A 16,990-nucleotide genomic window follows, 5' to 3' on the forward strand; every position below is an offset into this window, starting at 1 on the left:
GGCTATGAGCCCAAGCCCGTACTGCCATCCGGCGTCGCCGAGATCATCCAGCCGGCCCTCCGTAAGGGCTGGACCCCCACTGCTCCGGGCTCCCCCTTCCACCTGGACCTACCGCCTGCGCCTGTCCCGGCAAGTGCGCCGCGGGCTTCAGCTCCAGCTCACGCTCTGCGCCAAGCGCTGAGCAGTTCCTCAGGGCCGTACACCGCCTGAAGGCCGGAGCAACCGACCCCGCTACGGGAGACCGCGACGAGCGGTACCGGCTCGTCGGTGAGCGCCGCCCGGTGCTTCTGCAGCGCGGCCAGGTCGTGGCTGTCGAACGCGGAGTTCTCCAGCCACTTGACCGAGCCGAGGAAAAGCAACTGTTTGGCCACCGGCTGCCGGTCGGCGCCCACCAGGTCGATTTCGATGTCGTTGCTGCGGGTCCAGTACCCGCCGATCGCCGGGGCGGCGGGCAGGGACCCGTGCGGCAGGAGGCGGGCGAGGGATTCCCGGATCAGGGGCTCGATCGCGCGGCCACGCCAGCTCGTCCACCGCTCCTTGATCCGGCCCAGCGTGAGATCTCCCCGCATCCGCTCGATCTCCGCCATGTGCGGATCCAGAAACGAGAGCCAGAAACGCAGGTAGGGGTCGGCCACCCGGTAGCGGCGTTCCTTCGACGGCCTGAGTGAGAGCGGCAGCTCGGCGGCCACGACCCGTTTTTCCGTCAGGACGTCAGTGGCTCGGGTGAGAGTGGTGTGGGCGATGCCGCCGGCCGCACGAGCGATGTTGGTGAAGGTGCGCTCCCCCGATCCGATGGCCCGCAGGACCTCCCTGCTCATCGCCTGCGGTGGAAACTCCGCGGCCAGTGAGCGCTCGGCGGAGACCAGCAGTGCCGAGATCGGGTTGTCCAGCGAGTCGCGCAGGAACTCCCAGACCTCCGCTCCGGGCCGCCACTCGGCGCAGACCAGGGGGAGACCTCCTGTGACCAGAGCGGCGTCGAACGCGGCTGCCGGCGACAGGCCGAGCATCTCGCCGATGTCGGCCGGGTTCAGCGGCCCCACGATCATTTCCCGGCCCCGCTGGTGAAAGGGACGGTCGTAGTCGTTCAGCGCCTCCATCATCGACAGATCGGATCCGACCAGGAGGAGAAGTACCGGCTTGCGGCTGAGTAGCCGGTCCCAGGCCCGCTGGAGCATGCCCTCGAAGGCATCGACGCGGTCCATGAGATACGGAACCTCGTCGATGACGACGACGCTGGGAGAGTCGTCGGGCAGGATCTCCGCAAGCAGCCTGAGCGCTGCGTTCCACTGATCGGGGCTTTCCTCGCGGAACAGTCCCCGCTCCGGCAGGGTGGACCTGGCGACGGCGTCGAGCAGCTCCGTCAGCTCGTCCTCCGCAGTGCCGCCCGCCGCGGTGAAGAAGAGGTGCGGCATCCCGGTGCGCCGGAGGAACTCCTCGACAAGGCTGGACTTGCCCACCCGCCGTCGTCCCCGCATGAGGATGCACTGCCCCGGCTTCCCCGACCCGGCGGCATCCTGAACCGCCTGCAAGGCGTTGCGGAGGACGTTCAGCTCGCGGTCCCGCCCGATGAAACGACGCACGGCAAGCCTCCCGCTGGAGATAGTCTCATCGCAGATACTATCTCCAGCGATACCAATCTGCACGCCCGTGCCGAGTGGTCGACGGCGCGGTCGGCAGCTGGGGCAAAGAGGTCAATGGTCAGTCGCGGGTGGCGCCCTTCGGCCAGATCACCCGGGTGGGGACGTCGGCGCGTTCGGCGTAGGCCACGACGTCGGCGGTGCCGCCGTAGCCGCGGGCCGGTCGGCCGTCCCAGACGGCGATCAGCTCGTCCGCGAGGCCGACCAGGATTTCGCTCCCGGTCATATGGGCTTGCGAGTCGGACGCGACCAGGCCCGTGCGGTGAACCTCGGTCGCCTGCTTGAGGAGGCGGTCGTAGCTCTCGTGGTGCTCCTCCGGCAGACCCTCGCGGTACTTTTCTGCGGGCACCACGACCTCAAGGCGGCCACCGGCCTTCAACACCAGCTCGGCGAACCAGGCGTCCGGGCCATCGGCGATGCATGAGATCCCGGTCAGATCGGGGGTGTGGCGGGAGACTTCGTCTGCGAGGGCCAAGTGAACCAGGTGCTCCGTCTCCGGGGACAGCCCTCGGTGGCCGGTGATGCCCAGTCGCATCAGGTGTCCTTTCGCGATCACAGGTAGATGCCGTGCAGACGGTCGTCGACGTCGCGGACGACCCTGGAGGGAGTGGGCGACGCATACGCTCGCCGGAGCCCACGGGCGCGTTCGATGATCCGGCCCGATCGGTACCGCACGCCGGTCTCCAGCGCTCGGGTGACCAGGGCGAACGCACCGTCCAGTCGGCCGCTCGTGAGATGCGCGCCGGCGAGGTCGAGCGTCAGTAGCGCGCGTTGTTTCTCGTGGCTCGATGTCAGTGCGGCAGCCGCTGTGTCTTGGGAGGTAGTCACCCACCGGGGAAGCCCGAGCCGGGCGCCACAGGTCAGTCGGGCTGCTGCGACCTCGAACACCCAGGGCCACGGGGGCGTTTGGCCGTCCGCCAAGGCGTCCGTGTGGTGGGTGCTACCCGTAATGGCGAAGGAGACGCATGACGACCAATGACGACGTAGAGCTGATTCGAGTGGGGCTGTACTGGGACGCGGTGATGGCCCCTGCGGACATCGGCGAGCGCGCGTTGAAGGTGCTGGCCGATGCGACTGGCGCCGTTATCGCCGACTACAGCCTTATGTACTGGCTCATTGGTCCGGGCAGTGCTCAGTACTGGCGGGCGCTGCGGCGGGTGCAGGCACTTGGTGCGCATCGCGCCGATGTCCCTTACATGGGTGTTCCGCCGGCCACGCACGCCACGGGCCCGCGTCTGCACTGGCGCTTCCCAGTGGGGCCCGGTCGATACCTCACCGATGCGAACCGGCTCCACGAAGCCCTGGCTCAGGCGGTCGTCGACCAGATCAGCTCCACCGAGGAGGCGACGGCCAGGTGATGTCCCAGGTCTGCGCCCGCTGTGTCGAAACGACGAGCGAGCCGGTCGTGGTCGCGATCGAGCACGGCGCGAGCGTCGGCGGCCGCACCGTCCACGCCTGCCCCGGCACGTGTGCCGCCAGCTTCCCGCCGCAGCGCGATCCGTTCGACGGGACGGTCCTCGCCCGCTGCGACCCGCCGCAGCGGCCCCCGCGTCACCCAGACCGTCGGCACCGTCGCCTTCGGCCAGACCGTCACCGGGCTGACCTTCATCAACGGGCGGCTCGTCACCGCCGGCACCAGCATGCCGACGATCCGGCCGATCGAAGCGATCGTCACACTTCCCGCCGAGTCGAGCCTGTCGGTCGTCACCACCTCGGCCGACACCACCATCCGGGGCAAGCTCGCACGCCTCACAGTCCACTCGGTATCCGGTGACGTGACCGCCATGACGGCCCACGTCCTGGAAGCCCACACCACCTCCGGCGACATCAAGGCCGAGACCGTGACCGGCGAGCTGCTCGCGCGCAGCGTCTCGGGGGATGTGCGGGTCCTGTCCTACCGGGGCGACACCGCCAACGCCACGACCACCAGCGGCGACGTTCACCTGACCGCCCACCCGGAGGCGACGGGCTTCATCACCGCCTCCTCCGTCTCCGGCGACGTGAAGGTCACCGGCGCCCGGCACCTCAACCCCCGGGTCCGCAGCGTCAGCGGCTACGCCCTGACCCACTGACCCCTTCCCTGCACCGCCCGCCGGGGCGGCTGGCCTCCGACCAAGAGACAGCCCGCCGCCCCGGCCTTTCCCTGCCCATCCGACGACTTCGGAGCCTCACCATGAAGAGCTTCATCGGCCACCACCAGGTGGCCACGGACACCGGGCGGGACCCCGCCAAAAGATCCCGCCCCGTCTTCACTGGGTCATGCAGCAATGGGCCATTCGACCGGGCTCAGAAACGGTCCGGGTGACGCTCGGGGAGCGGAGACCCGGGGAGCGCATCCCGCTTCTGGTTCTTCCGCGCCTCCGCGTTCGAGTCGGCCGTCGCCTGGCAGGTCACGTCCTTCGCCGGAAGCTTGCCGGTGAGCAGGTAGTCGTTGACCGTGCCGTCCGTGCACGCGTTGCCGTTCGGGTAGACACCGTGGCCCTCGCCGCGGAGGACGGTGACCATTTTCGAGCCCTCCAGTTCGGCGTGCAGGACCTGGGCGCTGGGCAGCGGGGTCTGCGAGTCCCACTCGTTCTGGACGATCAGGGAGCCGACCTTGTTGTTCACCCTGGTTGCCGGTTCCACGGACTTGTCCCAGAACGCACAGGGCTTGATGCTGGACGCGAAGTCACCGTAGAGCGGGTAACGGCCCTTGTCCTCGATGGCGTCCCGCCGGTAGCTCTCAGGATCGCGGGACCACGCGGCCGAGTTGTCGCCGCACACCACGGCCCAGAAACTCGCCGTCGGGTTGTCGGACGGCACCTCGGCGGTATCGGCAGCGGCGCCTGCCGTGCCGGTCCCCTCAGCTCCGGCGAACGCCGCGAGCTTCTTCGCGGAGGCGGGCTCGCCGGCCGCGGCCTTCTTCAGCTCCACGATCCCCTCAGTGGCGTCCTGCGGGGTGAAGACCGCCCCGCGCATACCGCTTCGGACGTCGTCACCGGTGTTCGGCCGCCCATCCACCTCGATGGGCTTCTCATCGGCCTGCGCGACCAGGTCCCAGAAGGTCCGGTCGACCTCCTTCGGGGTGTCACCGAGGCCGTACTTCTCCGAACGCCTGGCGGCCCACTCGGTCCACCGGTCGTACGCGGGCTCGGCGCCCTCCGCCCACCACTGGATCATCCCTCGCCAGGCGCGCACCGGATCGACCGCGCTGTCCAGCACGAACCGGTCGGCCCGGCCCGGGAAGAGCTGGGTGTAGACGGCGCCCAGGTAGGTGCCGTACGAATAGCCCACGTACGAGATCTTCTTCTCACCGAGGATCGCCCGGATCAGATCCATGTCGCGCGCGGTGTTGCGCGTGGTGATGTGCGGGAGCGTGTCGCCCGCTTTCTCCCTGCACTTGTTCGCGACGTCGCGTGCCCAGGCGACGTCCTTGTCGAACGTCTCCTCCTTGTAGGGCCGCAGCCAGTTCTCCGCCTCCTCCGGCTCCAGACCGCAGGAAACCGGGCCGCTCTGTGCCACACCGCGCGGGTCGAAGCCGATGAGGTCGTACTTCTGCTGTGCGGACTTGGGGAGCTTGTCCTGCATCCCCAGCGGCGTGTAGAGCCCCTTCTCCCCAGGGCCGCCGGGGTTGGAGAACAGGACACCGTGCCGCTTGTCGGGCGCGGTGCTCTTGATCCGGGACATGGCCAAGCCGATTCGCTTGCCCCCGGGAACCCGGTAGTCCAGCGGGACCTTGATCGTGGCGCACTCGAACTCCGCCGGAGAGTCGGCTAAGCACCGCTTCCACTGCGGCTTCTGCTTCACATACTGGTCCAGCGCGCCCTTGGCGGCGGACGAGGAAGGGGTCGAAGGGGTGGCGGCCGGAGCGGCGGTAGCCGTCGAGGTGGCGAGCGCGGGAGCCAGCGTTGCCGTGACACTCAAGGCCAGCAGGGGCGCAAGACGTCGTCTGCGCAAGATATCGATCCTTCCGATCGCATGTTCGGACAGGAAAGATCTTTCAGGAACCGGCCACGCATACGGATCCCTCTCCGGGCTGCACCTCTCCTCCACCCTGGGTATGAGACAACAGTCGTGTGTGGTCCCCGAGTCGTATAGGACGGACCACCCCCAGCGACGCGCGGTACCCGCCTCAGCGACGGGACGAAACAGGAGACGGGCACCAGCACGGGCTCGGTCCCGCCCGAGGCACCCAACGCGTCGACGAACACCTCGGTCACCCACGCGGCGGCACCCGGGGGCCACTCACGGACCCGGCAGCGGAAGACCATCCTCCGACGCATGCCCCCGGCCGGAGCCGCACCGGTCAACGAGGTGGTGAGACCGGGAACTTCCGGCGTGGCGGCAGCGGACGTCCTGACGTCTCAACCGTCTCGACTGATGTCATCCACCCGTGAGCCGAATCCTCGGCCGTGCCGACGCACCTGAGCGACACGGCGGGGACCGGACTTCCCGCGTTCCGACACGGTCATCGGCAGGTCGACCGTCAGTCGCACCAGGTCCTGCTGACCGAGTCGCACCGGGCCAGGAAGCTTGACCGGTCGCGGACGGTGATCGACGGCTCGCACCGGCAGGCACGTCGGGGCGGACCAAACGCGGCTGGCTGGGACGCAGACGGCGCGGCCGTGGAGGACTCCACCAGCGGCACCTCTCGCCGGGAACCCAGGGGTCCGGCCCGGTCTTCCCGCACAGCCAGGCCCCCGTCGGCCAGAACAGGCACCCGATCCCCTACCACCCGACGATCCTCGGGCACCCAGAACGTACGCCAACCCGGCACGCATCCACCCCTGCTCGATCTGCTTCAACACGCCGATCCAACAGGGAAGACAATGCCGCCGACCAGTCCGCCACACCGACAGCAGCCCAGATCCAGAACCTCCTGCTGGACGCTCGGCTCGTCCGCGGCCTGACCACCGTCGTGGACAGCACCAACGTGCTGCCCCACGTCCGCGCCGGACTCCTCGCCCGCGCCGGACTCCTCGCCCGCGCCCGCTACTACCAGCGCCCCGCCGTGGCTGTCCTCTTCGACCTGCCGCTGGACATCTGCCAGGCACGCAACACCGCCCGCGCCCGCCAGGTCCCACCGGACGTGCTGCGCGAGCTGCACCAGATGACCCCCACCGCCGAGCAGTTGGCCGCCGAAGGCTTCATCAGCATCCGCACCGTCGACCTCTGCGAACCCGCTCGACGCTGAGGCCCGGGGAGGCGGCCTCCGACCAAGGACAGCCCGCCTCCCCGGCTTCCCCTGCCCATCCACAACGGAACAGGAGAACTCCAAGCATGGCCCGACCCAACCCCATCCGGCGAGACCACTCCGCCCCCGACCTCGCACGAACCGCGCTGGAACTGGCCAGGGCCGGTGTGCCGGTGCTGCCACTCCGCCACGGGAAGGTGCCGTTCGGGAACTGCCGCGCCTGCGCAGGCCGCCCGCCCGCCTGCGGCGGACGGCCCAACATGAAGACCGCGGGCCCGTGCCAGTGTCCCGCCGTCTGCCACGGCTGGGCCTCCGCCACGACCGACCCCGCCGTGATCACCTCCCAGGCTTGGACCCTGGCCTGGCGCCTGGCCGTCGCCGTCGCCTACCACCCCGCCGGCGCCGGGCTGACCGTCGTGGACCTCGACAACCCCCCGGCCGTCGAATGGGCTCGCCACACTCTTCCGGCGACCAGGACCGTGCCGACCACACGCGGTGAGCACTGGATCTACCGAGGAACGATGCCCTCGGCCAACCAGGTTCGCCCCGGCGTGGACATCAAGTCGCGCATGGCCTACGCCCGCTGGCTCGGCCCCGGCACCGGCACCATGGCGGATCTGCCATCCGCCGTCCGCGCCCTCGTGGCGGCCGACCGCCCTCCCCGCGCTACGACGCCCACCCCCGCCTCACCCGAGGCGCCTGACACAACCCCCACCGGACCGACAGAACTGACAGAACCCCACCCAGCTACCGCTGACCTGCGGGAACGGCCGAATCGGCGGCTGTGACAAAACCTCCGGAAACTCTGACAGAACCCAACCGACCCGGATGGCGGCCGCTCTGACAGAACCCCCTGTCAGGAGGTTCTGTCAGAGTTTTCGCGAGTTCTGTCACAGCCGCCTCTGAGCCTAAACAGGCAGGTCAGAGCGCTATCACCTAGGTTCTGTCAGTTCTGTCATCGATCTCAGGGCAGTGGCCCCCGACCAAGGACAGCCCGCCGCCCTGTTCGCCCATCCCGACACGGTTCAACAGGAGTGCACCTTGGACGAGGACAGGACCCTTACGCCCTCCGCCGCCGACGATTCGACTCTGGTTCTCCTCACGGTTGAGGAGGCTGCCCGCCGACTCCGCATCGGCCGGACCACATGCTTCGCGCTCATCCGCGCCGGAGAGCTGGAGTCCATCCCGGTTGGTCGTCTCCGACGCGTCCTCGCTGACGCGCCCGCCGAATACGTCGCTCGACGTCGCGCCCAGCAGCGCGCCGCCTGAACCAGCTTTCTCGGAGCCCTGCCCCACGTGGGGCAGGGCTCTGCGTATTCGCAGCACCTCAGAAGGAGCCTGCTTGTGGCAGAGCAAAAGACGAAGGGCACCCGCCGCGCCAACGGCGAATCCGCGATCTACCTCGGGAAGGATGGTCGTTGGCACGCTCGTGTGCCGATGGGCTACAAGGACAACGGGGAGCCGTACCGACGACAGGTGACGCGCCCGACGCGCGACGAACTGGTTGACGAAGTCCGGCGGCTTGAGAAGCAGCGCGACGCGGGTTCGGCGGCTCAACCCGGCAAGCCGTGGACGGTTGAGAAGTGGCTTTGGCACTGGGTTGAGAACATCGCTAAGCCGACCGTGAGCGAGAACACGTACGACGGCTATGAGGTCGCCGTTCGCGTTCACCTCGTCCCTGGTATCGGCAAGCACCGCCTTGACCGCTTGCAGCCCGAGCATCTGGAGAGCCTGTATCGCCGGATGCAGGCGAAGGGGGCGCGCAAGGCTGGTACGGCTCACCAGGCTCACCGCACCGCCCGAACGGCTCTGGGGGAGGCGGTACGGCGCGGCTACGCGGCGAAGAACGCCGCCTCGCTGGCGAAACCGCCACGGATGGAGGAGGACGAAACAGAAGTAGAGCCCTACTCCGTGGAAGAGGTTCAGCGCCTGCTGCTCGAAGCCAACAAGCGTCGGAACAGCGCCCGCTGGATGCTGGCGCTGGCGCTCGGACTGCGGCAGGGCGAAACGCTCGGACTGCGCTGGTCTGACGTCGACCTGGGGAACGAGTACCTGAAGCTGCGGAGGAACCGTCTGCGCCCCAGGTACGAGCACGGATGCCCGGAAGCCTCACCGCGCGGCAGGAAGGCGGGCTATTGCCCCGGCAAGGTGCAGGTCCGGCGGGAGACCAAGAACACCAAGTCCCGAGCGGGCCGGCGCGCCGTGCCCCTGCCGGGTCCGCTGGTCTCCATGCTCCGTGCACACGCCGAGACGCAAGAGCGGGAGCGCAAGGCGGTCGGCAACCTGTGGGCCGAGTCGGAGTACGTGTTCACCAAGCCGCTCGGTGGCCCGCTGAGCCCGAACACGTACTATCACGACTGGAAGCGGCTGCTGGAAGACGCCGGGGTGCGGGACGGTCGGCTGCATGACGCCCGGCACACGGCCGCCACCGTGCTCATGCTGCTCGGTGTCCCGGACCGCGTCATTGATCAGATCATGGGCTGGGAGCCGGGGACGTCCGCGAGCATGCGGGCGCGGTACCTCCACGTGCCGGACGCCATGCTCAAGGACGTGGCTCGGAAGATCGCCGAAGCCATCTGGGGACCCCCGGAAACGCTCCCTGTGGACAAAAACCAGGACAACGAGGTCTGAGGACAACGTCGAAGGGCCCCACCGCGAGCAGTGGGGCCCTTCGACGTATTGCCCGGTGAGAGCAATGGCGGAGGATACGAGATTCGAACTCGTGAGGGGTTGCCCCCAACACGCTTTCCAAAAGGTCGTCCGGGGGTTCGGCGCCGCTCGGGGGCGTCCTGACCTGCGGCGGAGCGGGGTATGGGTCGGGTGGTGGACGGTGCTGGACGGGGGTGAATGAGACCAGAACTGAGACCAGAGCGCCGGGTCATACCTTCTTGACGACGATCGATTCCGGAACCAGCCTCTCCAGGTCGTCCACGTCCGAGGTGAAGACGGTGACCTGCCCCTTCTGCTGTCGTGCGATGACGGCGAGCACCGCGTCGATTGCGTACTTGTGGCCGTGCAGCTTGGCGTCGGCCAGGAATCGACGGGCCTGGCGGGCCTCGTCCTTCCCAATGTCGGCGACCTTGAGCCGGGAGAGCACCCAGTCCCAGCGCTGCTCGGTGGTCCTGCCGTCGTACGCCTCGACCAGCGTCATCGGAGACGTCACCACCTCGGCCTCACCCCGGGCCGCGAGGTCGAGCCAGGCGATCATCTTCCGGTCGCCGCGCACGGCCAAGGAAAGAGCCTCGCAGTCGAGCACGAAGACGCGCAGTGGTCGCTGCCCATGCTCAGCGGACCGCTTCTTCACGCGGCCTCTCCAGCGTCGTGCCGTCCGGTGGCGCGGCGCTCGTGCTCGGCGTCGAGTTCCTCCAGTTCCTCGAACGCGGCCGCGCGCTCGTCCTCGGTGAGGGGGCCGTGTTCCGCCTGCAGCCAGTCGGCCAGTTCGCGCAGTCGGTCCCGGTCGCGCTTGAAGCGCAGCGCTTCGGCTACGTACGCCGACAGGCCCCGTTCCGCCGCCTCTGCTCTGATCTCGTCGAGGAGGTCCTCGGGGATCGTCACCGTCACCTTCTTGGTCGTCGCCATATAAGCGACCTTACTCCTGGTATGGAGTCCCTTACCAGTGACCTGTCGCGAAGTGTGGCGCGGTCGGACGACTCGTCTTTCATGGTGCCGGGAGGCGCAGCAGCCACACGTTGGCCTGGTCCCGAGCGAAACGGTCAGGGTTGAATGCGGTCGCGGACCGAAGGCCGAGCCACGTGAGCACGGTGTTGTGCTCCTCATGTGCCGGGTCGGCAAGGATCATTTTGAGATCGCTGTAGCCGGGGGCGCCGCCGCAGTCCTCGGGCGGGCACGCCCCGGCACCGTCCACGCAGCGCGGATAGTGAAGCCCGGCCGAGGCTGTCTGGAGCTGCTCCACGGTGATGAGGTGATCCCAGGAGTCCCCGAAGTCGTACGTGTACATGAAGTGGGCGCCCGGTTTGAGCAGGGCGCCCAGTATGGCGGCGTGCTCGTCGCGGAAGCCGAGTTCGTCGTCGGGGCGGCCGTACTGGACGCCGTCGATGGTGAACGCGTGCATGTGGCAGTTCTGCCAGCCCATCACGGCCTGGATCAGTGAGTGAAGCCGCTCCAAGCGGATCGCGGCGGGCACAAGTAGCCGCCGCCAAACCCGGGGGCCGTCCACGTCTGCCAACTCGACGCGAATCTGCAACACCGCGTCGCCGGGCTCGGGCTCGCCGCGCATCCGGGCCGTCTCGGTGCGTCCGTCCGCCGTCAACTCGGCGCTGCCCTCGGTGAGATGGACAGCGCCCAGGGAGGCGAGGGCATTCAGGACCCGTTGGATGTCGTGGTCGTTGGCGGTGCGCAGATGCTCCAAGCGGTCGGGGGGCAGGTCGTCGAGCGCGTACAGCGGGCTGACCGCCTGCCACACCACCTCGTACAGGTCACTGAGCGGCAGCGGGGCCGTGGCCGCGTAGAACTGCTGCAGCAAAGCTCGCAGGCCCCGGTCGTACTCGTGCGTGAGCAGGGACTCCAGCCAGCCGGATACCGTCACGGCCGGGCCGATGTGCGGGAGCGCGCCGAACAGCGCGTGACGCAACTCGTCGGGGCGGTCCAGCAACTTGGCGTTCTTCTTCACCGGCAGCAGGCGCCCGCCCGCGATCCGCAGCAGTCGTGCCGCCTTCGCCCACTCGACCAGCAGTGTGAGGTGGTACAGCTCCTCGCTGGACTTCGTCTTGAACGTACGGTCTCCGATCACCGGGTCCATCCGGTCGCCGGTGTCCAGATCCTCCACCAGTGCCCGAGCGTCGGCGAGCGTCACACGGCCGGTCTGGGTCAGCTTCCGACCCGTACCGACCCAGTCGACCAGCGCTCGCATCTGCTCGACGGTCCTGCCTACGGCCTCACTCATGTTGATCCACACGCTCCGGCTCGCTTGCTCCCCTTGCCACCAAGCCCAGGATGACAGGCGGTGGTCAGCTGGGCCGGAATGCGCTCACGTGCACTACGTAACGGAGCATGACGCGAGCGTGCCAGACTGCCACGGTGACTACGCACGATGAGGAACTGCTGGCCCGCGTACGGGAAATGAGGGAGCGCGGCAGCGCGCCGAAGCAGATCGCGAAGGCGCTGGGGCTGCGTCCGGCCCAGGCCAACGCGCTGGTGCGGCGGGTCGCCGAGGCGGCGCAGGCGCACACTCCACCAGATGAGCGGCCAGTGGTGGGCTGCTGGGTCAATGCGGGGTGGAGCGTGGGACTGGACATGACTGAGGCCCCGGACTGGGCAGCGGCCGACCCGATCGGTCATGAGCCGGATTCAGACACGGGTGGCTTCGCCCAGATCCTGCTGGCCCGCCAGGAACGGGCCAGCAGGGTGACCGTCACCGGATTTCTGGTGGACGTGTACTGCTTGGGGGTGAAGAACGTGACCGACCCGGAGGTGATGGGTTCCGGCTCCCTGACTACATACGTGCCGATGTACTACTCGGCCTTTGACCACCCGCCGCTGTCGATCAGCGTGGAGCAGGCACAGACGATCGTGCGCGATGCGGTCACCTACGCCGGCGGCCTCGGCTTCGAGCCCGCGGCCGGCTTCACCGACGCCGCCGTACACCTGGGGATCCCGCCCGGTGATCGGCCCACCATCGCCTTCGGCCGGGACGGTAAACCGTTCTATTTCTCGGGTCCCTACGACGACCCGCGCAAGGTGGTGCAGACGCTGGAGCGCACCTGTGGGGCCGGCAACTATCACTATGCCGCCCATCTGTAGGAATGGGACGCGAGCAGCACGAGGCAGGGGATACGCGCAGTGACACCGGGCGAATGGCAATAAAAGTCCACCGACGCTCCGCGGTTCCGGCACACCGAGAATGAGGCGCAGGCCAGCCTGCCGGCGGTGCTGCGTCTGTGCGCCGCGGGGAAGCTGCGGTGCGGTGAGAAGGCCCGTCGCCCCGGCGCCGCCGCTGTCGCGGCGGTCGCCGACGTCCTGGAGGGCGGCGACTTCTCTGCGTACGAGGCCATCGCCGCCTTCGCCTGGCCGATGCTGCTTCAGTCAGGCGCCTCGCCCAGCTCACCGGCGGCCGACTGGGGCTGACTACGCGCGGGCGGGCCGCGCTGACCCGGTCGGCGCACCTGGCCATCACCAGCCTGTGGCAGCGCTGGCTGAACAACAGTCTCCTGGACGAGCTCTCCCGGGTCGAGGAGATCAAGGGCCAGCGCGCGGTGAACGTCCTGACCGCCGCCAAACCGCGCCGCAAGATCGCCGGCCAGGCGCTGGCCGGCCTCACCCCGGGTGAGTGGGCATCCGCCGACGGCCTGTTCGCCGAGATCGAATGCGAGGACGAGGCACTGGCAGCCCTCGCTGTAAACGACCGCCGCCGCGCGTGTTGTGCACCCGGCTCGGCGAACGCCACCTCATGGTCTCCCCTGAGTGGCTGCCGGCGTTTCGCAAGGCCACTCGCGCCCTGGGCTACCCGCTGGGATGAGGTGAGCAGACTCCCCCAGGGCCCAGCCCGGGGCGCACGGCGATGCGTGATTGTCGGCCGTCTGTCTATCCGGGCCCTCACCCCGACGCCGAGGAAAACCCCCGGATCAGGCGGAACCCGGTACACCACTTCCAAGGACGCAACCCGGGGGAGCGGTCTGCTAAGCGAGCGAAATAGGTCGAATGCCGGAAATAAATGAGACCAGAAATGAGACCAGAGCACAACAGAGTGCCGGACCGCGAACTGCGGTCCGGCACTCTGTTTCGCCTGTTCAGGCGGCTGCGGAGGATACGAGATTCGAACTCGTGAGGGGTTGCCCCCAACACGCTTTCCAAGCGTGCGCCCTAGGCCTCTAGGCGAATCCTCCGCTGGAGACTCTACAAGACGATCGGGAGTGCTCGCGAACTCGTTCCCACCCCGGTCTATCCGCTAGGGTGGGGGCCAGCCCCTCACGTGGCGCTATCTCACCGAACTCCCCCAGGGCCGGAAGGCAGCAAGGGTAAGTGGGCTCTGGCGGGTGCGTGGGGGGCCCTTGCGTTGTGGGGCGTTCCGGAGGTGGGGCCCCGGGCGGCGTCCGGATGTCGGTGGGCCCCGATATCGTCGTAAGCGTGTCGTCCCTCGCGCTGTACCGCCGCTACCGCCCCGAGACCTTCGCGGAGGTCATCGGGCAGGAGCATGTCACCGATCCGCTGCAGCAGGCGCTGCGCAACAACCGGGTCAACCACGCGTATCTGTTCAGTGGTCCGCGCGGCTGTGGCAAGACGACCAGTGCGCGCATCCTGGCCCGCTGTCTGAACTGTGAGAAGGGACCCACCCCGGCGCCGTGCGGGGAGTGCCAGTCCTGCCAGGACCTCGCGCGGAACGGGCCCGGGTCGATCGATGTGATCGAGATCGACGCCGCCTCGCACGGTGGTGTGGACGACGCGCGGGAGCTGAGGGAGAAGGCGTTCTTCGGGCCGGCGTCGAGCCGTTACAAGATCTACATCATCGACGAGGCCCACATGGTCACCTCGGCGGGGTTCAACGCCCTGCTGAAGGTGGTCGAGGAGCCGCCGGAGCATCTGAAGTTCATCTTCGCGACCACCGAGCCGGAGAAGGTCATCGGCACCATCCGGTCGCGTACGCACCACTATCCGTTCCGGCTGGTGCCCCCGGGGACGCTCCGCGACTATTTGGGCGAGGTCTGCGGCCGCGAGGACATTCCGGTCGAGGACGGGGTGCTGCCGCTGGTGGTGCGGGCGGGCGCGGGGTCCGTCCGGGACTCGATGTCGGTCATGGACCAGCTGCTCGCGGGCGCGACCGAGGACGGCGTGACGTACGCCATGGCCACGTCGCTGCTCGGTTATACGGACGGCTCGCTGCTCGACGCGATCGTGGAAGCGTTCGCGGCGACCGACGGCGCGGCGGCCTTCGAGGTCGTGAACCGGGTGATCGAGGGCGGCAACGACCCGCGGCGCTTCGTCGCCGACCTGCTGGAGCGGCTGCGCGACCTGGTGATCCTCGCCGCCGTGCCGGACGCGGCGGACAAGGGGCTCATCGACGCCCCCGCCGATGTCGTCGAGCGGATGCAGGCGCAGGCGTCGGTCCTCGGCGGGGCCGAGCTGAGCCGGGCGGCCGACCTCGTCAACGAGGGGCTGACGGAGATGCGCGGCGCCACCTCGCCGCGGCTGCAGTTGGAGCTGATCTGCGCGCGGGTGCTGCTGCCCGCCGCCTTCGATGACGCGCGGTCCGTCCAGTCGCGGTTGGAGCGGCTGGAGCGGGGTGCCCTGGCGGGCGGCCTGGGCGGTGGCGTCGCCGGTGGTGGTGGCGGTCCTGCGCCCGGGCCCGCCGTGGGGTACGCACCGGGGCCCGAGGCCCACGCCCCGGCCGGGCCCTCCGGCCCGGCGGCCGCTCGCGCGGCGATGGCCGGTGGCCGAGGGCCGGGCGCGGGTGCGCCTGGTGCGCCGGGGGTGCCCGGAGGGCAGGACGAGACGGCCGGTGGGCCGCCCGCCGGTGGCGGTGGCGGCGGTCCGGCGCCTGGGTACGACGCTTCCGGAGAGGGCGCGCCGCCCGCGCCGGGCGGCGGACCGGCCGGCGACAGCGGCGGTCCGGGCGCTGGTGGCGCGGACAGCGGCGGTGCGGACAGCGGCGGTGCGGACAGCGGCGGTGCGGACAGTGGTGCGCGGCGGCCCGGCGCCTGGCCTTCGGCGGGCGGAGGCGGCGGTCCGGCCGGGCAGGCGGCGCCGGGAGGTGGCCAGCGGCCCGGTGCCTGGCCCACGAGCACGCAGCCCGGGGCGGGCGGCGGCGGTCAGCAGCACGGCGGTTCGCCCGCGGCGGCGGGCGGAGGGCAGCGGCCGGGGGCCTGGCCCACGGCTTCCGCACCCGGGGCGGGAGCTTCCGCGCCCGCGGCTGCGGCTGCGCCCCAAGCTGGAGCCGGGGCCGGGCCTGCGGCCGGGCAGGGGCGTCCCGCCGGGGGCCCCGGCCAGCCGCAGCCGACTCCGGGCATGGCGCAGGGCGCCATGCAGGTGCGGCAGATGTGGCCGGACATCCTGGAGGCGGTCAAGAACCGCCGCCGCTTCACCTGGATCCTGCTGAGCCAGAACGCGACGGTCTCCGGCTTCGACGGCACCACCCTCCAGATCGGGTTCTCCAACGCGGGCGCCCGCGACAGCTTCGCCAACGGCGGCAGCGAGGACATCCTGCGGCAGGCCCTCAACGACGCGATCGGTGTGCAGTGGCGCATCGAGGCGATCGTCGACACCTCTGGTGGGCAGGGAGGATCCGGCCCCGGCGGGCCCGGACCCGGAACGTCCGGCGGTGGCCCCGGCAGCCCCGGCGGCTTCGGCGGCGGAAGCGGCGGTGGCTTCGGCGGCGGCGGGAACGCGGGCGGCGGCTTCGGGGGAGGCGGCGGCCAGCCCGCCCCCGCGTCCCCTTCCGCCCCCGCCGCGCCGTCGGCCCCGGCCCCGGCTCCCGCGCCCGCCGACGCGGGGCCGCCCGCCGAGGCGTCCGCGTACCGGGAGCCCGAGCCTCCGCCGATCTCGCCGGAGGACGACATGCCGGCCGAGGACGACCCGGATCTGGACGAGACGGCGCTGAGCGGGCACGACCTGATCGTGCGCGAGCTGGGCGCCACGGTCATCGAGGAGATCGCGAACGAGTAGGCCACACGGCGCAGGGGTGGCGCGGGGCGGACCCGGATTCCGGGCGCCGCGGTCTCCTCCGTACGGCGTAGGGCAAGGCGCCGTGGGAGCACGTAGGCTCGGGCTATCGAAGAGAACCGCAGTCGACAGCCAGGAGCGAACTCGTGATTCCCGGTGGTGGCCAGCCTGACATGCAGCAGTTGCTGCAGCAGGCGCAGAAGATGCAGCAGGACCTCGCCGCGGCCCAGGAGGAGCTGGCCCGTACCCCTGTCGAGGGGTCCTCGGGCGGTGGGCTGGTGAAGGCGACCGTGACCGGTGCCGGTGAGCTGCAGGGGCTGGTGATCGACCCCAAGGCGGTGGATCCGGAGGACACCGAGACCCTCGCGGACCTCGTCGTCGCGGCCGTCCGCGACGCGAACCACGTGGCGCAGGAGCTGCAGCAGACGAAGCTCGGCCCGCTGGCGCAGGGGCTGGGTGGGATGCCGGGTCTGCCTTTCTGAGGCCGAAAGCCTGAGACTGGGCCGGGTGACCGGGCCGGACGGGGAACCGTTCGACGGGCCCTGTGTCCCGTTTCGACCGGCGCAAC

The 16,990-nt window shown here is 69.8% G+C and carries 17 protein-coding genes, 1 tRNA gene, 1 other RNA gene and 1 pseudogene; 11 read left to right on the top strand and 9 right to left on the bottom strand.

All coding sequences use genetic code 11. From position 1 onward, the window contains the following. Positions 1 to 158 precede the first annotated feature (158 nt). The 3 genes from ASC60_RS02645 to ASC60_RS02655 all read right to left on the bottom strand — a co-directional run bounded on the left by ASC60_RS02645 (position 159) and on the right by ASC60_RS02655 (position 2,525). Positions 159 to 1,580, bottom strand: a complete 1,422-nt coding sequence (locus ASC60_RS02645) for an ATP-binding protein (protein WP_055546232.1) — start codon at positions 1,578 to 1,580, stop codon at positions 159 to 161. Positions 1,581 to 1,698: 118 nt separating this feature from the next. Next, positions 1,699 to 2,172 (bottom strand): hypothetical protein, encoded by a 474-nt coding sequence (locus ASC60_RS02650; protein WP_055546234.1) that lies wholly within the window; start codon positions 2,170 to 2,172, stop codon positions 1,699 to 1,701. Positions 2,173 to 2,189: 17 nt separating this feature from the next. Beyond that, complete coding sequence (locus ASC60_RS02655) at positions 2,190 to 2,525, bottom strand: hypothetical protein (protein WP_199830844.1); 336 nt, start codon at positions 2,523 to 2,525, stop codon at positions 2,190 to 2,192. A gap of 77 nt (positions 2,526 to 2,602) precedes the next feature. On the opposite strand from ASC60_RS02655, the gene ASC60_RS02660 reads away from it, so the two are divergent. Then, the gene (locus ASC60_RS02660; protein ID WP_107096965.1) at positions 2,603 to 2,995 is read left to right on the top strand and encodes a hypothetical protein; all 393 of its coding nucleotides are present in this window, start codon (positions 2,603 to 2,605) and stop codon (positions 2,993 to 2,995) included. On the opposite strand, the gene ASC60_RS42560 is transcribed toward ASC60_RS02660, so the two are convergent. Continuing rightward, a complete protein-coding gene (locus tag ASC60_RS42560; protein WP_234356805.1) occupies positions 2,944 to 3,366 on the bottom strand; it encodes a hypothetical protein in 423 nt (140 codons plus the stop codon). The genes ASC60_RS02660 and ASC60_RS42560 overlap by 52 nt on opposite strands. Here ASC60_RS42560 and ASC60_RS02665 point away from each other — a divergent pair. Beyond that, on the top strand, positions 3,278 to 3,709 hold the full coding sequence (locus ASC60_RS02665; RefSeq protein ID WP_079038111.1) for a DUF4097 family beta strand repeat-containing protein: 432 nt from the start codon (positions 3,278 to 3,280) through the stop codon (positions 3,707 to 3,709). The genes ASC60_RS42560 and ASC60_RS02665 overlap by 89 nt on opposite strands. Positions 3,710 to 3,923: 214 nt before the next feature. Here ASC60_RS02665 and ASC60_RS02670 read toward each other — a convergent pair whose 3' ends face one another. Beyond that, on the bottom strand, positions 3,924 to 5,573 hold the full coding sequence (locus ASC60_RS02670; protein ID WP_055546240.1) for an alpha/beta hydrolase: 1,650 nt from the start codon (positions 5,571 to 5,573) through the stop codon (positions 3,924 to 3,926). A 784-nt stretch (positions 5,574 to 6,357) separates the two neighbouring features. On the opposite strand from ASC60_RS02670, the gene ASC60_RS40540 reads away from it, so the two are divergent. From ASC60_RS40540 to ASC60_RS02690, 4 genes and pseudogenes are all read left to right on the top strand, one after another. Continuing rightward, entirely contained in the window at positions 6,358 to 6,810 is a 453-nt protein-coding gene (locus ASC60_RS40540) for an AAA family ATPase (RefSeq protein ID WP_234356794.1), read from the top strand. Between the two features lie 86 nt (positions 6,811 to 6,896). Next, positions 6,897 to 7,523: pseudogene (locus tag ASC60_RS02680) on the top strand (bifunctional DNA primase/polymerase); the annotation flags it as partial. Between the two features lie 328 nt (positions 7,524 to 7,851). Further along, positions 7,852 to 8,079 (top strand): excisionase family DNA-binding protein, encoded by a 228-nt coding sequence (locus ASC60_RS02685; protein ID WP_055547143.1) that lies wholly within the window; start codon positions 7,852 to 7,854, stop codon positions 8,077 to 8,079. Positions 8,080 to 8,154: 75 nt separating this feature from the next. Next, the gene (locus ASC60_RS02690) at positions 8,155 to 9,441 is read left to right on the top strand and encodes a site-specific integrase (RefSeq protein WP_055546244.1); all 1,287 of its coding nucleotides are present in this window, start codon (positions 8,155 to 8,157) and stop codon (positions 9,439 to 9,441) included. 247 nt (positions 9,442 to 9,688) lie between these two features. Here the strand turns inward: ASC60_RS02690 and ASC60_RS02695 are convergent, their stop codons facing one another. The 3 genes from ASC60_RS02695 to ASC60_RS38720 form a co-directional block, all read right to left on the bottom strand. Next, positions 9,689 to 10,114: a PIN domain-containing protein gene (locus ASC60_RS02695; RefSeq protein WP_055546246.1), complete on the bottom strand. Its 426-nt coding sequence runs from the start codon at positions 10,112 to 10,114 to the stop codon at positions 9,689 to 9,691. After that, a complete protein-coding gene (locus ASC60_RS02700) occupies positions 10,111 to 10,389 on the bottom strand; it encodes a CopG family transcriptional regulator (RefSeq protein ID WP_055546248.1) in 279 nt (92 codons plus the stop codon). Before ASC60_RS02700 ends, ASC60_RS02695 begins: the two co-directional genes overlap by 4 nt. A 79-nt stretch (positions 10,390 to 10,468) precedes the next feature. Next, on the bottom strand, positions 10,469 to 11,713 hold the full coding sequence (locus ASC60_RS38720) for a plasmid pRiA4b ORF-3 family protein (RefSeq protein ID WP_234356747.1): 1,245 nt from the start codon (positions 11,711 to 11,713) through the stop codon (positions 10,469 to 10,471). A gap of 134 nt (positions 11,714 to 11,847) precedes the next feature. Here ASC60_RS38720 and ASC60_RS02710 point away from each other — a divergent pair, with 134 nt between their 5' ends. Next, entirely contained in the window at positions 11,848 to 12,570 is a 723-nt protein-coding gene (locus ASC60_RS02710; RefSeq protein ID WP_199830845.1) for a hypothetical protein, read from the top strand. Positions 12,571 to 12,696: 126 nt separating this feature from the next. Continuing rightward, positions 12,697 to 12,894 (top strand): hypothetical protein, encoded by a 198-nt coding sequence (locus tag ASC60_RS02715; RefSeq protein WP_055546252.1) that lies wholly within the window; start codon positions 12,697 to 12,699, stop codon positions 12,892 to 12,894. A 673-nt stretch (positions 12,895 to 13,567) separates the two neighbouring features. Here ASC60_RS02715 and ASC60_RS02720 read toward each other — a convergent pair. Further along, positions 13,568 to 13,652, bottom strand: a tRNA-Ser gene (locus ASC60_RS02720). Positions 13,653 to 13,725: 73 nt separating this feature from the next. Between ASC60_RS02720 and ffs the strand changes: the two genes are divergently transcribed. The 3 genes from ffs to ASC60_RS02730 all read left to right on the top strand — a co-directional run bounded on the left by ffs (position 13,726) and on the right by ASC60_RS02730 (position 16,904). Next, positions 13,726 to 13,822: signal recognition particle sRNA small type (ffs, locus tag ASC60_RS38425), an RNA gene on the top strand. A 71-nt stretch (positions 13,823 to 13,893) separates the two neighbouring features. Further along, positions 13,894 to 16,425 (top strand): DNA polymerase III subunit gamma and tau, encoded by a 2,532-nt coding sequence (locus ASC60_RS02725; protein ID WP_055547147.1) that lies wholly within the window; start codon positions 13,894 to 13,896, stop codon positions 16,423 to 16,425. A 143-nt stretch (positions 16,426 to 16,568) separates the two neighbouring features. Next, positions 16,569 to 16,904 carry a YbaB/EbfC family nucleoid-associated protein gene (locus ASC60_RS02730; protein ID WP_009716707.1) on the top strand — a complete coding sequence of 112 codons (336 nt, stop codon included), beginning with the start codon at positions 16,569 to 16,571 and terminating at the stop codon, positions 16,902 to 16,904. Positions 16,905 to 16,990 lie beyond the last annotated feature (86 nt).

Origin of the sequence: Streptomyces sp. NBRC 110028 (assembly GCF_001417735.1) — a bacterium.
Taxonomy (GTDB): domain Bacteria; phylum Actinomycetota; class Actinomycetes; order Streptomycetales; family Streptomycetaceae; genus Streptomyces.